Below are 14,875 nucleotides of genomic sequence, written 5' to 3' on the forward strand. Positions count from 1 at the left end.
GCTCCGGACGTTCCGTCCGTCGCTCTCGGAAAGGTATATATCCGGACGAATAGTATGCGGGCAGCGTATGTGGGTACGGGAGAAGACATTCGCGGTTCTGCTTGTTCTCTCGCTCGTCATGAACGTCTTCCTCCTTGCAGTCGTCCTCTGCCCGGTCGACGACCGCTCTCCGGCTGTCCCCGGATCCGGGGAGGTGACTGCCGCTCCTGCCGCAACAGCGGCTCCTCTCCCCGTAGAGAGGACGACCGGGACCGGCACGGCCTCGATGCAGGCGCCGGTCATTCTCCAGAAGATCGAGGTCGATCAGGGCAACCTGTTTCTCTTCAGGGAAGTGACTGAAGAGGGAGCGATGGTGAACGTCTCGGTCGAGGTCGTGCCCGGGAAAGGGAGGGTGCTTGTCCAGACGACGCCCCGGATGGGGATTGTCTTTCAAGATGCCGCGAACCTTGCGGTCACCCTCGCCGCCGACCACTCCCGTGCAGACCTTGCGGCGAGCGACATCATCTTCAGCATCCAGGGCCCGGAAGATGTCTCCGAGATTGACGGCCCCAGCGCGGGAGCGCTGATGACCGCACTCCTCCTCTCGGTCCTGGAGGGTTTTTCGCTCAACGAGAGCGTGACCGTGACGGGGACCATCGATGAGGACGGAAAGATCGGTCCGGTCGGCGGGATCCTCGAGAAGGCCGAGGCCGCTGCAGCGAGCGGAAAGGCCCTCCTGATCCTCTCAAGCGAGAACGACCAGGTTGTCGACCGCCGGGAGGAACCCCGAACGCTCGGCGGGCTGAGGATAACACGACAGCGCCCGGTTGTCGTGGACGCGAAAGAATACCTAGAGGAGAACACCGGTATCCGGGTGGGGTACGTGGATACTCTCGACGACCTGCTCGCCTACGTCCGTGCTCCCGCCACGGCGTCCTGACCGCTTCACGGCCGATACTTCTCTCGCACCCGATCCGGCAGCCCGGCGACGCCGACCGGGTCCCCGAACCGCCCGTCGCTCCCGATCGACGGCAATAACTCTCAGAAGCGCGAAACATCCGGTGATGAAACCCCGTTACCTGCTTGTTCTCCTCCTTGCCGTCGCCGTTGCCGGATGGCTCTTCTTCCTCCTCCCGGCCGGCGACGGGGACCCGTCAGCCGACCTCGTGGTGATCTTCACGTCGGACCTGCACGGCCAGGTGGAGCCGTACCAAAATGAGACCGGGTGCATGGTCGGTGGGATCGCCCGGATCGCCACGATATCGAGGGCGTTCGGGGCTGCCGCCGACGATGCGCTCCTCCTCTCGGCAGGCGACGACCTCACCGGGACGATGTACAGCACGTTCGGGGGCGAGCCCGAACTGCGGGCGATGACCCTCGCCGGCTACGACGCCGCCTGCCCCGGCAATCACGAGTTCGATTACGGCGCCCCCACCTACTGGAACGCGACCGATCATGCCGGGTTCCCGATCGTCTGCGCAAACCTGATCCCCTCCGGGGGCAGGGCAGTGCGGCCCTCGGCGATCCTAGATGCCGGCGGGGTGAAGGTGGGGGTCTTCGGGCTGATGACGCCCGACCTCGCCCGGGTCTCCCGGCCCGGCGACGGGGTCCGGGTCGATCCCGACCTTGCGGGGGTTGCCGCACGGACGGCGGCGGACCTCCGGGCAGAGGGAGCGGCGGTCGTGATCGCCCTCACCCACACGGGGGTGGAACTCGACCGCGAGGTCGCCCGGTCGGTTGCGGGCATCGACCTGATCGTCGGCGGGCATGACCACATCTACGCAAACGAGACGGTCGAAGGCCCCGGCGGCTGGAAGACCGTCATCGTCAGCGACGGAATGCGGGGAGAGCGGGTCGGGGTGCTCCGGTTCACCTGCACCGGGACGGGGATCACGGACCCGTCATGGGAATGGGTCTTCCTCGACGAGACCGTCCCCGCGGACCCGGCGGTGGATGCGCTCCTCGCCCCCTACCTCCCGGAGCACCGGGCGGCCGTCAACGGGACCGCGGGGGTGCTTGCAGCGCCGCTCGACCTCCGGAGGAGCGCGGTGCGGGGCGGCGAGGCGGCCGCGGGCAACCTGGTCGCCGACGCCTGGCGGGCGGCGCTCCCCGGGGCGGATATCGCGCTCGTGAACGGCGGCGGCATCCGTGGGGATACCGTCATCCCGGCCGGTCCGCTCTCCCGCGATGACGTGGAGACGATCCTCCCCTTCCAGAACAGGCTTGTCGCCGTCAACCTGACCGGCGGGCAGATCCGGCAGGCACTGGAGATCTCCGCCGCCGCCCTCTCGGAGGAGATGAGCGGGGTCGCCTCTGGCGGGTTCCTGCAGGTGAGCGGTCTTGCCTTCACCATCGACGCGGGTGCGACGCCGTATACCGCGACCTACGACCCTGACGGCACGCCGCACGTCGTCCACCCCGGCAGCCGCGTCAGGGACGTCTCCGTGACCTCCAGCGGCACGGTGGCGCCCCTCCGGGACGGCCGCACCTACCGGGTGGTGACGAGCGAGTTTGTCGCCGGCGGCGGGGACGGTTACGCTCTCTTCGAAGGGGGGGACGTGGCCGCGCTGGGCGTCTATGACATCGACCCCGTCATCGAGTACCTGCGCGTGAACGTGCCTGCAGCCCCGGCGGTCGAGGGAAGGATCACGGTCGTCAACGCGACGTGACGGAGAGGGAGTTTGTCCCAAAACACCTTTGCCGGGAGGGGGACACCCCTTCGCGCCTGACAGTGCTCAAGCTCCCTCCGGTCGCACCTCCCCGGACCCTCACTCGAAACGCTTCGAGTTTCTCAAGCTCCTGCCCGGGACGGCAGGATCTCCCCGCGTGGCGATATGCGATGGACGGGACGTCCGGAGCAGAAGCACCAAAGAACGACGTTCCGGCAGGAACGACTGTCCGCAGGACAGGAGTTTGAGCACCGCAGGTGCGAAGGTGCGACTCCCTATGGAAAGCCATTTCACCCTTCTAGCCCAAGATCCGGTTCAGATGGCAGATCCCGTAGATACAAGTGTTTCAATCTGGGTATACCGGTGGTTCATAGATCCTTTTGGGACAACCTCAGGATATGTTTGCCCGGGTTCGACCTCGCCCCGGCCGAATCCACGTTCGTCCCGACCCCTGCTCCGGGACCCGTCCCGGCAAACGGCACTTACGTCAACCCCCCTGTACGAAGGATTTCCGTGCCGGCGTCGGGGCGGAGTGGGTCTCGACAGAGAAGATCTCCCTTGACGACGTTGCGGCATACGAACCGGTCTTCTCCGTCCCCATCGTCAGGGAAGACCGGTACACATCGTCGGTCGCTACGTCATCAGGGAAGACCGGATCAACTCGGTCATGCACACGGTCTTTTCCGTGCAGTGAACTATCCCCCTTATGCAGGGGCTCTTCCTGCTCTGCCCCTTCGATCCCGCAGAGATAAAAATGGGTGGTGTGGTTATTCTGGGTTAGAGGTGATGTGTTCGGTAGGATGTTTTATTGGAGGTTCTCCGTCACTCGATCTCCTCCGCCGAGATCTCATTGAGAGCCGGCGAGAGGGTCGCTTCGGGAGAGATATCGAAGTAGGGTTCGATAACTGAGTCGTTCTCACAGTCGTGATACTGCTTTCCTTCGCTCCTGGTCCTCATCCAGAGACGAATCTGCTGGAGTAACGTCACGTGGTTCAATCCTTTCGTCCGCAGCGGGTCTGTTCCCACTGTGACATGCAGCCATTCTGATCTCCAGAGAATAAATCCATTGTGATACGATATTTTGCTGTTAGGGTCCGAAATTTCTGGTAAATCGCAAAAACGTTGGGTTTTAGGTGGTATTCGTGCCAGTTCCGCCCGGGCCCCATTTACGTTCGCCGGAAGATACCGTCGAGTTTCCTCTTATCGAACGCCACCACCGTCGGCCTCCCATGCGGGCAGGTCCAGGGAGTCTTCGTCCGGGCGAGCTGCGCGAGGAGGCGCTTCTGCTGGTCGTGCGTGAGGAGGGCGCCGGCCTTCACCGCGCCCCTGCAGGCGACGATACAGGTGACCGCCTCACGCCGGCCCGGAGCGGTGCGCGACTCGCCGTTCAGGATCTCGGCGATCGTCTCCCTGACGCCCTCGGGGTCTTCGACTGCGCCGAGGGCGGCAGGCACCGCCCGGACGGCGAAGGTGTCCCGGCCGAACTCCTCCACCACGAACCCTTCGCCGGCAAGGAGCCCCGTTGCGTCCCGGAGTGCGGCAGACTCTTTCGGGGGGAGCGAGAGAACGACGGGCACGATCAGTTCCTGCGACCCGGCTCCGGCATCGCGCAGCTCCGTGACCTGGTCGTAGAGAATGCGCTCGTGGGCCGCGTGCTGGTCGACGAGGTAGAGGGTGCCGTCGGTCCCTTCCGCCACGATGTAAGTCGCCGCCACCTGCCCGACCGGCTCCATGGCCGGGAGGAGGTTCTCCGCACCCTCGCCCTCCGTCCGACGGAGCTGCCTATCGGAGAGGGTGAGTTCCCGGTGCCCCGCCGTGTAGGACGATGCGGTCTCGCCGACTGCCGGTGCCGGTCCAGGCGGGAGAATCTGCTGCTGTACCGGCTCGGCCGCCGCCTCGCGGACGAGATCGTGCCCGGCGAGCGCCTCTCCTACCGCGGCCGCAATCGCCGCGAGGATCTCCCGCTCCCGGGAGAGGCGGACCTCCCGTTTCGCCGGGTGGACATTGACGTCCACGAGGCCGGTGTCGATCGAGAGGTCAATGAACGTCACCGGGTAGCGGTCCTTTGGGAGGAGGGTGCCGTAGCCCTCCCGGACGGCGGCGGCGATCTGCCGGGAGGTGATGCTCCTGCCGTTGATGCTGATAACGACTTGCGAGGGGTTCCCCCTGCTCTCCGACGGGCGGGAGATGTAGCCGCGGATAGCGAGGAAGGGGAGCTTCCCCTCGACCGGGACGAGGGCCCGGGCAAGATCCGCACCGTAGAGGCCCGCGACAGCGTTCAGAACTCCTCCCGACCGCTGGGTCGCCATCCGTTCCTTCCCGTTATGCACCACCCGGAAGGCGACCTCGCCGTGCGCGAGGGCCAGGTTCTCCACAACGGTGTAGATGTGGGCGAGCTCGGTGTTCCTGCTTTTGAGGAACTTCCGGCGGGCGGGGGTGTTGTAGAAGAGGCGTTCCACGGCGACCGTCGTCCCTTCCGGCGCACCCACCTCACTCTTCTCCACGACCTCGCCGCCCCTGACGACGATCCGTGTCCCGGCGAGTGCCGCGCCCCCCCGGGGACGGGTGACCAGGGTCACCTCCGCGACGGCGGCGATGCTTGCAAGCGCCTCCCCCCGGAACCCCAGGGTGTGGATGGCGGAGAGGTCGGCGATATCCCGGATCTTGCTCGTCGCGTGGGGATGAAACGCAAGGACCGCCTCCTCCGGCGTCATGCCCTCGCCGTTGTCGGTCACCCGGATCTTCGTGACCCCGGCCATGTCCGAGGCAACGTCGATGAGGATGCTTGTTGCGCCCGCATCGATCGCGTTCTCGAGGAGTTCCTTTGCCACCGACGCGGGTCGTTCCACGACCTCGCCGGCGGCGATCTGATTCACCGTATCGGGGTCGAGGACCTCTATCTTCGTCATCGTCCTCCATCCTCCCCGTTTGCAAGCCGCTTCAACCGGCACAGGGTGTTCAATGCCTCGATCGGCGTCATCTCGTCGGGGTTCAAGGCCGCAAGTTCCCTGACCGCCGGGTTCTCCTCCATGATTCCCTCGCCGGGATCGACGAGGAGCATCTGGGTGTAGCGGGGGGCCCGTGGCCCGCCGGAGTTCTCCCGCACCGATGCCTCCTTCAAGAGCGTCATCGCCCGGTCGGTCACCTTCTTCGGGATGCCGGCAAGGTGCGCCACGTGGACGCCGTAACTCTTGTCGGTCGCGCCGGGGATGATCTTCCGGAGGAAAACGACGTCCTCTCCCGTATCCTTCACGGCGAAGTGGAAGTTCTTCACCCGTTTGAGCGACCCCTCGAGGTCGATCAGATCGTGGAAATGAGTCGCAAAGAGAGTCCGGGGCCCGGAAACTGCTTTCCCATGCAGGAACTCCACCACCGCCCGGGCGATCGCGCACCCGTCGAGCGTGCTCGTCCCCCGGCCGATCTCGTCGAGGATCACGAGGCTCTGCGGCGTCGCGTTGTTTAAGATGTTTGCAAGTTCCAGCATCTCCACCATGAACGTCGACTGTCCCGAGGCAAGGTCGTCGAACGCCCCCACCCGGGTGAAGACCCGGTCGACGACCCCCACCGTCGCGTGACGGGCCGGGACGAAACTCCCCATCTGGGCCATGATGCAGCAGAGCGCCACCGCCCGCATGTAGGTTGACTTCCCTGCCATGTTCGCCCCGGTGATGATCGTGATCTGGTCGCCGGCGGAATCAAGGTCGGTGTCGTTGGGGACAAACGGCACCGGGAGGTGCCGCTCAACCACCGGGTGGCGCCCGTCCCTGATGATGGTCCGGCCGCTCTCCTCGATCACCGGGCGGGAGTAACTGTAGCGGGCCGCGACCTCGGCGAGGGCCGCATACACGTCGAGCAGCCCCACCGCCCGTGCGGTCGCCTGGAGACCGGGGACGTCCGCCGCGAGCGTCCGGATGAGTTCGGCGTAGATCTCCGCTTCGAGCGCGCCGAGCCGTTCTTCCGCGGTCGCGATCATCGCCTCCTTCTCCTTGAGGTCGGGTATCGTGTAGCGCTCGCCGTTCGCGGTCGTCTGCCGGCGCTCGTACTCCGGCGGAACCAGGTGCAGGTTCGGTCTCGTCACCTCGATGTAGTAGCCGAAGACCCGGTTGTAGCCGACCTTGAGCGACTTGATACCGGTCCTCTCCCGCTCCTGCTGCTGGAACTCCACGATCCAGTCCTTCCCGGACGTCGCAAGGTGCCGTAGTTCGTCGAGTTTCCCGTTGAACCCTTCCCTGATCATCCCGCCGGCCACCGCGCGCGCCGGGGGCTCGTCCACGATCGCCCGTCCGACGAGTTCCCTGACGGAGGCATGGTCGCTCATCGCGTCGAGGGCCTCATGGACGAGCTCCGGCACTTCGCCGGAAAAAAGCGCCTTTACATCCGGGATCGCTTCGAGGGACTCCTGGAGTGTCGCAAGGTCCCGTGGGCCGGCATTCCCGTAGGCGATCCTTCCTGCGATCCGCTCGATGTCGGCGAAGGCGCCGAGGGTTGCGCGAAGTGTCTGCCGGTCGAGCGCGTGATCAACGAGCCATTCCACCGCATCAAGCCTCCCCTCGATCGCCTCCTTCTCGATCAACGGGCTGATCAGGAACGAGCGCATCGTCCGGCTCCCCATCGATGTCGCCGTGACGTCGAGCGCGGCAAGAAGCGTGTTCCCGTCGCCAACGCCCTGGATGCCCGTCGTGATCTCGAGGTTTCTCAATGTGATCGCGTCGAGCACCATGTTCCCCGACGGGATCCGGGTCGAAAGCCCCGTGATGTGGGAGAGGGATGAGTGCTGGGTCTCCTGGGCGTAGCGCAGCGCCGCTCCGGCCGCGGCGACCGCTCCCGTCATCCCGGCACACCCGTAACCGTCGAGCGTCGCCGTCCCGAACTGCTCGCAGAGGCGCTCGTACGCCGTGTCGAAGTCAAAGGCGTCGTCGCGGTAACGGCTCACCGTCACCCCGAGCCCCTCAAGCCGGCCGGGGAGCGCGTTCGCCAGGCTCTCCGGGACGATTGCTTCGGACGGGCGGTACCTGGCCGTCTCCGAGACGATATCAGCGTAGTCACGCTCGGCGCTCCCGGAAGAGACGAAGAACTCGCCGGTGGAGACATCCAGGAACGCGAGACCGAAGATCTCTTTCCGGTCGGGGGCGACTGCCATCAGGTAATGGGCCCCCGCGGAGCCGAGCATCGATGAATCGATGAGCGTCCCGGGGGTGATCACCCTCGTGACCTCCCGTTTCACCACGCCTTTTGCAGTCTTTGGGTCCTCCACCTGGTCGCAGATCACCACCTTGTAGCCCTTGCCCACCAGGCGGGCGATGTAGCCGTCGGCAGCGTGGTGGGGGACCCCTGCAAGCGGCATACGGTCGCCGTTCTTATCCTTGCCCCGGGCTGTCAGGGTGATATCGAGTTCCCGGGCTACCACGCCGGCGTCCTCCCCGAACGTCTCGTAAAAGTCCCCCATCCGGAAGAAGAGGACGGCGTCGGGGTACCGGGCCTTCACTGAGTAATACTGTCGCATTGCCGGGGTCGGTCCGTCGGTCATCGCATCTCCGTATAGAATTCGCATGGAGTCACATAAGGGTACTGCCCCGGAAAACCGGCGGAGAATGCTCCGATTCCCCACCCGGCCGGGGTGGTTCCTGCCAAACTAGATACGTCCGAAACGCATACAGGGTACACGATAATTTATGGCGGCGACGATCGCAGAGAAGATCTTCTCGATGAAGTGCGGCAGCACTGTCCGCGCGGGCGACGTGGTGATGGCGCCGGTGGATGCGGCGATGATCCACGACATCACCGGCCCGCTTGCGGTTCGGGTCTTTGGTGAGATGGGTGGAGAGCACGTATTCGATCCGGAACGGATTATTATGCTCTTCGACCACCAGGTGCCTGCCGACTCGATACCGGCTGCCGAGAACCACGTCTTCATGCGGCAGTTCGCAGAGGAGCAGGAAATCCACAACTACGACCTCCTCGAGGGCGTCTGCCACCAGGTTGTCATGGAGAAGGGGCGGGCGGCGCCGGGCGAGATCATCGTCGGGACCGACTCGCATACCTGCACCTACGGTGCGGCGGGCGCGTTTGCGACCGGGATCGGCTCGACCGATATGGGGTTCGTCCTGAAGTTCGGGGCGCTCTACTTCCGGGTGCCGGAGAGCATTCTCATCGAGGTGAATGGGACGTTCGGCCGGAGGGTCGGTCCGAAGGACCTGATCCTCTCGCTTGCCGGGGATATCGGCGCCGACGGCGCGACTTACATGGCGCTCGAGTTCGCCGGCCGGACGATGGAGAAGATGAACATGGCCGGCCGGATGACCTGCGCGAACATGGTGATCGAGATGGGAGCGAAGGCCGGGATCGTCCGGCCCGACGCGGCCACCTGGGACTACGTCGCCGCCCGCCGCGCGATCGAGCCCTTCGACCTTGCGGGCGATCCGGACGCAGCCTACCGGGACCGCCGGCACTACGACGTCACCGACCTCGCACCTCAGGTCGCCGTCCCCCACAACGTCGACAACGTCGTGGACGTCACGAAGGTCGCCGGGACGAAGGTCGACCAGGTCTTTATCGGTTCCTGCACGAACGGGCGCTACGAGGACCTTTTCGAGGCGGCCGAGGTGATGGGGAGCGCTGACCGCTTCGCCTCCGGTGTAAGGGTGATCGTCATCCCGGCCTCGCGGACGGAGTACCTCAAGGCCCTCCGGGCCGGGCTCATCGAGCGGTTCGTCGAGGCCGGAGCCCTTGTGGAGGCGCCGTGTTGCGGCCCGTGCATGGGCGGGGCGTTCGGGCTCCTCGCCCCCGGCGAGGTCTCGCTCTCGACCTCGAACCGGAACTTCCGGGGGAGGCAGGGGAGCACCCAGGCCCGGGTCTACCTCGCCTCGCCGGCGACGGCAGCGGCAAGCGCCCTCTACGGCGAGATCACCGACCCGAGGGAGGTGTGAACCATGCGAGTCTGGAAGTTCGGCGACGATATCGATACGGACGCGATCATACCGGGGAGGTTCCTCACGATCTACGACCCGGCGGAGCTCGCGAAGCACGCGTTCGAGGGGACGCGAGACGAGTTTGCGAAGGGGGCCTGGGAGGGCGACGTCGTGGTGGGGGGCACCAACTTCGGGTGCGGCTCCTCCCGGGAGCACGCACCGCTTGCGCTCCTCGGCGCCGGGGTGAGGGTCGTGGTCGCGAAGTCCTTTGCGCGGATCTTCTACCGGAATGCCGTCAACACGGGGCTCCTGCCCCTGGTCTGCCCGGAGGCGGATGCCATAAAAGACGGGGAGACCGTGAGGGTGGACCTCGCCGGCGGCTATATCGAGGCGGACGGCAGAAGGCTCCCTGTCGAGCCGGTGCCCGGGTTCATGAAGGAGATCGTCGATTCCGGCGGCCTCGTGGCCTACGCGAAGAACCTGGATGAGGTGAAGACATGCAGCACAGAGTAGCAGCAATCGGCGGGGACGGGATCGGCCCCGAGATCGTGGCGGCGGGGAGAGAGGTCCTCGATGCCGCGGGCGAGCGCTACGGTTTTGACATCGCGTGGACCGAGTTCGATATCGGTGCGGAGCGCTACCTTGCAACCGGCGACCTTCTCACCGAAGAGGATATCCGGGAGCTCTCGAAGTTCAACGCGATCTACTTCGGGGCCATCGGCGACGACCGGGTGAAGCCGGGGATCCTGGAGAAGGGCATCCTACTTGCGATCCGGTTTCATTTCGACCAGTTCATCAATCTCAGACCGATCAAACTCCTGGACGGCGTCGAAACACCGCTCGCGAACAAGGGGCCGGAGGATATCGACTTCGTCGTCGTCCGGGAGAACACCGAGGATTTCTATGTCGGTATCGGCTCAAGGTTCAGGGGTGAGCGCGAGTCAAAGACCCTGGAGGTCGTCCGCGACATCTACAATGTCAAATTCGGGCTCGACGTCGAGACCGACGCCGACGAGCTCGCCTACCAGATCGGCATCGTCACCCGGCCGGGCGCGGAGCGGGCGATCCGCTACGCTTTCGACCTCGCGGAGCGGAGGGGCAGGAAGGTCACGTCAGTCGACAAGGCCAACGTCCTCTCCGACGTCTACGGCCTCTGGCGGGACGTATTTTCTGATGTCGCCACCAGCTACCCGGACGTCCGGACGGAGTTCAACTTCGTCGACGCAGTCACGATGTGGTTCGTCAAGAACCCCGAGTGGTTCGACGTCGTCGTCACGCCGAACATGTTCGGCGATATCATCACCGACCTCGGCGCCATGATCCAGGGCGGGCTTGGGCTCGCCCCCGGCGGGAACATCAACCCCGCGGGCACATCGATGTTCGAGCCGATCCACGGCTCCGCTCCGAAATACCGGGGCCTCGACGTCGCAAACCCGCTTGCAACCGTCTGGGCGGGCTCGATGCTCCTCGACCACATCGGCGAGCATGAGGCCGCGGCGGCCGTGCTCCGGGCGATCGAGCGGAGCATCCTTGACGGGTTCGTCACCCATGATATGGGCGGCGCGAGGAAGACGAGCGAGGTCGGGCGGTATCTTGCATCGCTCGTAAAGACGGTGTAGGGCGAGAGCCCCCTCTTATTTTTCCGGAAAAGACCGTCTTTTATATCTCCACACTGCCATGATCTTCTAGACTGATGCCAGACGACCAGCATATGCCGTGTGAGAATCCGCTCTGGCCGTGTGCGATGACCGGGGCGGTCGCCTGCCTTGCGGGGTTCGAGGACCTCGCCGTCATCGTCCATGGTTCGAGCGGATGCTACTTCTACCCTGCGTCTCTCGTCGGGGTCCCTGTCCACGGGACGTTTCTCGTCGAGAACGAGATCATCTTCGGCACGGAGCCACGCCTCGCGGAGGTGATCCGGGAACTCGAGAGCCGGTACTCCCGGATAGCCGTGGTCAACACCTGCGTGCCCGCCGTTATCGGCGAGGATATCAACGGCGTTGCCCGTGACGGGCGGGTCCTCGTCGTCGACAGCCCGGGGTTCCTCGGCGACCTCGAGGCCGGCTATCACCGGGCGCTCGCAGTGGTCGCGCCGGAGGTCGATCCCGATGCCACCGGCGTCAACATCGACGGCATCTGCCGCGCCGACCCCTTCTGCCGGGGGAACACCATCGAGGCGCGACGCCTGCTCGACCTCGCCGGGACGACCGTCGCTACCACCTTCTGCCTGGACCGCTATGCCGCGGCGCACTGTGCGGCACCCTTCACCGTCGGCACGAACCCTGACCTTGCGAGCGGCGTCGGAACGGCGTCCGGCTCGCTCCTGGGACTCGATGCCATCGGCGAGACCTTTGAGGCGCTTGCTGCGGTGATCGACGGCGTCGATTCCCGGCCGATTGCAGAGGAGATCGCCTGGGCCGATGCCCGGATCACAAAAGCCTGCGAGAAGTATCTCCGCAGGTTCGATCCGCCCCGGGTGACGATCGCTGCCGGAGGCTCGTATGCCGCGTTCGCCGCGGACCTCCTCGACCGGTATCTCGGCGCCGAGATCGCCTGCATCGCCGCCCGGAACGACTCCGGTGCATGGAGCAGCGCCGTCACCTATACGACCGACTTCTCACTCATCCGGGATATGATCCGGGACGCCGAGCCGGACCTGATCCTCGGTTCCTCCTATGAGCGGGCGATCGCTCCCCGCGCCGCCTTTGTCGGGCTGACGTCGCCGCTCCGTGGCAGGGTTCTCCTCTCCTCCCGTGCCCTGGTCGGGATCGAGGGGGCGCTCTGGTTGATGGACGAGGTGCTTAACGCCTGCATCAACCGGAACCGGCGCCCGGAGAGCACAGGCAACGGACCGGATCCCGGAAAGCGTTAATACTCGCGGTGCAAGAGCACTCATGCAGGAGAACGGGGAATCGATCCGATCCCCCGGCTGCCGCATGAGTTGGTCAGAATGCCGCTTGTCAAGATTGAGATCCGTTCCGGGAAGCCGGTTGCGTACCGGCAATCGCTTATCGAGAGCCTCCGTGAAGCTTTTGCAGATGCGCTCCAGACCCCGGAGGCTACCCTCTGGATCCGGCTCTGCGAGCGAAAAGAGGAGAACTTCCCGATGCCTCCCGGCCGATCCGACGATGCGGTCCTGATCGAGGTCTCGCTCATGCCGGGGCGGAGCCCCGAGAAGAAGCAGGGGCTCTATCGGGCTATCGTCGGGCACCTCGCCCGTGATCCGGGCGTCCGCCCCGACGACGTCTGTATTGTCCTCTACGAGCCCCCCGTCGAGAACTGGGCCGAAGACGGCGAGGCATTCGTGCCATCCCGGTAAGTCCTCCCGCCCGGCCGGACCTCCCATAAGGTATTTATAGGGCGGCGGAGATCGAGATGCCGATCTCGCCCGTACAGGCGAGGTAGGTATAAGGGGGTTAATGGCATGACACATTTCGGCGGACCCGCCGCCCACGGTATGCTTATCCAGAAGATGTACGATCTCCTTGATGAGGACCAGGCGCGGCAGCTGATGATCCGGATGATCGAGTCCCGTATCAAGATGAAGCAGCACCGGATCGAGGCGATGCAGTACAAGATCGAGACGTATAAGATGGCGCGCGAGATGCTTGAGAAGGGCATAAAGAAGTAAACCTGCGACCCGGTACGCTCCGGTAGGTGAGAACCAGGGGCTGCCTCCTCTTTTTTACCCCTCACGACGAATAAACCGGTATGGACGTGAACGTCAGGGGATATCGCGATGCGGATTATCCGGCAGTCTGTGACCTCGAGCGGGAGAACAGCCCGGAGGGCTGCAAGCCCGAGGTTTTTATCCGGCAGGCGGGCGTCCTCTTTGCCGATACCTTCCTCGTCGCGGAATGCGCCGGGGCGATCGCCGGCTACACCATCGGGGCGCTTGTGCAGCACCGGCCGGAGACCGGGTGGATCCTCCGGCTGGTGGTATCGGGGGAGAACCGGCGCCGGGGGTTCGGTGAGAGCCTTGTTGCCGCGGTCATCGGCGGTCTCCGGGAGCGCGGGGCGGGGGAGGTCTACCTCTCGGTTGCGCCGGAAAACCACGCCGCCCGGACGCTCTACGAGAAGTGGGGATTCCGGGAGGCGGGGTTCTGCCCGGCCTACTTCGGCGAGGAAGGCGCTCGCTTCGTCCTCCGGAGGGACCTCACTGCGGGAAGGCTTAATCCGTTTGAATTGAGATAGGTGGTGTGATCATATGCCGCTCACCCCGCTCCGTATCGGAGAGGCGTTCAAACCGGCGCCGCAGTTCCGGTCCTACCTCTACGCCTCGCTGGTCCTGGCCGTTGTCCTCTTCGTCCTGCCCTGGCTCGTCCCCGTCGTCCTCTTCAGCCCGATGATCATCGGTCTCGCTATCGCGCTGCCGGTCGTTGCCATCGTCCTCTTCGTTATCTACTGGATCCCTCTCTACTACGCGAGCATCGTCTACCGGCTCACCGTCACCGAGATCACCTGGCAGCGGGGGGTCTGGTTCCGGCAGACGGGGATCGTCCCCTACAACCGGATCACGAACGTCGATATCACCCAGGGACCCCTGATGCGGTTCTTCACCTTCTCGGCGGTCAAAGTGCAGACCGCGGGCTACTCAGCCCAGGCGCAGGCGGAGATTCTCCTCAACGGGATCGAGGACCCCAAGGATCTCCAGGAGAAGATCATGAACTTCGTCCGGACGACCGGTCCGACCGCGATCGGGGCCGGGCCGGAGGAGCCGCCGGCACTCCCGGCCGGCGGTGAGGTCGTGGAGGAGCTCCGGGCGATCCGGCGGCTGCTTGAAGGCCGGCAGGAGAGATAACACTTTTTTTTGAGGAAAAAGGTGGGAGGGCTAGCTCCCGACGACCCTATCCCGTTTGATGACCAGGACCGGCTGATTGGCGTTCTTGATCACGTACTCCGAGACCGTCCCGAGCAGCCGGTCGCGGATGTTCGACCGGCCGTGAGAGCCAAGGACGATCAGCGAGGCTCCCTCTGCATCCGCCGCGGCCACGATCTCCTTGCCCGGGCTGCCGACGGGTGTTCGGACGGTCACCTTCACGCCGTGCTTCTCGAGCGCCCGGCGGACGTCGAGGATCCGGTGCTGGATCTCCTCCCGCAGTTGCCGCTGGGTCTCGGTCTCCTGGTCGGGTACTGTCCCGAGGAACCCCTGCCCCCCCATGGCGATCAGGGTGATCTCCTTCTGGTCGATGACGTGGACGAGAACCACCTCCCGGGTTCCCGCCTCCTTCAGTGCGGGGATGTAGCCCAGCACCTTCATGGATGGTTCTGAGAAGTCCGTTGGGAATAAGATGCGTTCGAACATACTCTGGCACTCTC

Annotated in this window: 15 protein-coding genes; 10 read left to right on the top strand and 5 right to left on the bottom strand. The window is 65.0% G+C overall.

Annotation, left to right across the window (positions count from 1 at the left end; genetic code table 11):
- Positions 1–67 precede the first annotated feature (67 nt).
- Positions 68–919, top strand: a complete 852-nt coding sequence (locus tag BRA49_RS12835; RefSeq protein WP_292386516.1) for a S16 family serine protease — start codon at positions 68–70, stop codon at positions 917–919.
- Between the two features lie 124 nt (positions 920–1,043).
- Positions 1,044–2,648, top strand: coding sequence for a bifunctional metallophosphatase/5'-nucleotidase (locus tag BRA49_RS12840; RefSeq protein WP_292386517.1), 1,605 nt, complete (start codon positions 1,044–1,046; stop codon positions 2,646–2,648).
- 487 nt (positions 2,649–3,135) lie between these two features.
- Here the strand turns inward: BRA49_RS12840 and BRA49_RS12845 are convergent, their stop codons facing one another.
- From BRA49_RS12845 to mutS, 4 genes are all read right to left on the bottom strand, one after another.
- Positions 3,136–3,321: a hypothetical protein gene (locus BRA49_RS12845; protein ID WP_292386518.1), complete on the bottom strand. Its 186-nt coding sequence runs from the start codon at positions 3,319–3,321 to the stop codon at positions 3,136–3,138.
- A 149-nt stretch (positions 3,322–3,470) separates the two neighbouring features.
- Positions 3,471–3,635, bottom strand: coding sequence for a hypothetical protein (locus BRA49_RS12850; protein ID WP_292386519.1), 165 nt, complete (start codon positions 3,633–3,635; stop codon positions 3,471–3,473).
- A 179-nt stretch (positions 3,636–3,814) separates the two neighbouring features.
- Positions 3,815–5,557, bottom strand: coding sequence for a DNA mismatch repair endonuclease MutL (gene mutL, locus BRA49_RS12855; RefSeq protein ID WP_292386520.1), 1,743 nt, complete (start codon positions 5,555–5,557; stop codon positions 3,815–3,817).
- Positions 5,554–8,175, bottom strand: a complete 2,622-nt coding sequence (gene mutS, locus BRA49_RS12860) for a DNA mismatch repair protein MutS (protein ID WP_292386521.1) — start codon at positions 8,173–8,175, stop codon at positions 5,554–5,556. The genes mutL and mutS overlap by 4 nt, the downstream gene beginning before the upstream one ends.
- A gap of 145 nt (positions 8,176–8,320) precedes the next feature.
- On the opposite strand from mutS, the gene BRA49_RS12865 reads away from it, so the two are divergent.
- The 8 genes from BRA49_RS12865 (at position 8,321) to BRA49_RS12900 (ending at position 14,357) form a co-directional block, all read left to right on the top strand.
- The gene (locus tag BRA49_RS12865; protein WP_292386522.1) at positions 8,321–9,574 is read left to right on the top strand and encodes a 3-isopropylmalate dehydratase large subunit; all 1,254 of its coding nucleotides are present in this window, start codon (positions 8,321–8,323) and stop codon (positions 9,572–9,574) included.
- 3 nt (positions 9,575–9,577) lie between these two features.
- Positions 9,578–10,069 (top strand): 3-isopropylmalate dehydratase small subunit, encoded by a 492-nt coding sequence (locus tag BRA49_RS12870; protein ID WP_292386523.1) that lies wholly within the window; start codon positions 9,578–9,580, stop codon positions 10,067–10,069.
- Positions 10,054–11,175, top strand: a complete 1,122-nt coding sequence (locus BRA49_RS12875) for an isocitrate/isopropylmalate dehydrogenase family protein (protein ID WP_292386524.1) — start codon at positions 10,054–10,056, stop codon at positions 11,173–11,175. The genes BRA49_RS12870 and BRA49_RS12875 overlap by 16 nt, the downstream gene beginning before the upstream one ends.
- A gap of 92 nt (positions 11,176–11,267) precedes the next feature.
- On the top strand, positions 11,268–12,428 hold the full coding sequence (locus tag BRA49_RS12880) for a nitrogenase component 1 (protein ID WP_292386525.1): 1,161 nt from the start codon (positions 11,268–11,270) through the stop codon (positions 12,426–12,428).
- Positions 12,429–12,506: 78 nt separating this feature from the next.
- Positions 12,507–12,875, top strand: coding sequence for a tautomerase family protein (locus BRA49_RS12885; protein ID WP_292386526.1), 369 nt, complete (start codon positions 12,507–12,509; stop codon positions 12,873–12,875).
- Between the two features lie 105 nt (positions 12,876–12,980).
- A complete protein-coding gene (locus BRA49_RS12890; protein ID WP_292386527.1) occupies positions 12,981–13,187 on the top strand; it encodes a hypothetical protein in 207 nt (68 codons plus the stop codon).
- 80 nt (positions 13,188–13,267) lie between these two features.
- Positions 13,268–13,750 (top strand): GNAT family N-acetyltransferase, encoded by a 483-nt coding sequence (locus BRA49_RS12895; RefSeq protein ID WP_292386528.1) that lies wholly within the window; start codon positions 13,268–13,270, stop codon positions 13,748–13,750.
- Between the two features lie 13 nt (positions 13,751–13,763).
- A complete protein-coding gene (locus tag BRA49_RS12900; RefSeq protein ID WP_292386529.1) occupies positions 13,764–14,357 on the top strand; it encodes a PH domain-containing protein in 594 nt (197 codons plus the stop codon).
- Positions 14,358–14,387: 30 nt separating this feature from the next.
- On the opposite strand, the gene BRA49_RS12905 is transcribed toward BRA49_RS12900, so the two are convergent.
- On the bottom strand, positions 14,388–14,861 hold the full coding sequence (locus tag BRA49_RS12905) for a universal stress protein (protein ID WP_292386530.1): 474 nt from the start codon (positions 14,859–14,861) through the stop codon (positions 14,388–14,390).
- Between the last annotated feature and the right edge of the window lie 14 nt (positions 14,862–14,875).

Source organism: Methanoculleus sp. UBA430 (genome assembly GCF_002506585.1).
In the GTDB taxonomy this organism is placed as follows: Archaea; Halobacteriota; Methanomicrobia; order Methanomicrobiales; family Methanoculleaceae; genus Methanoculleus.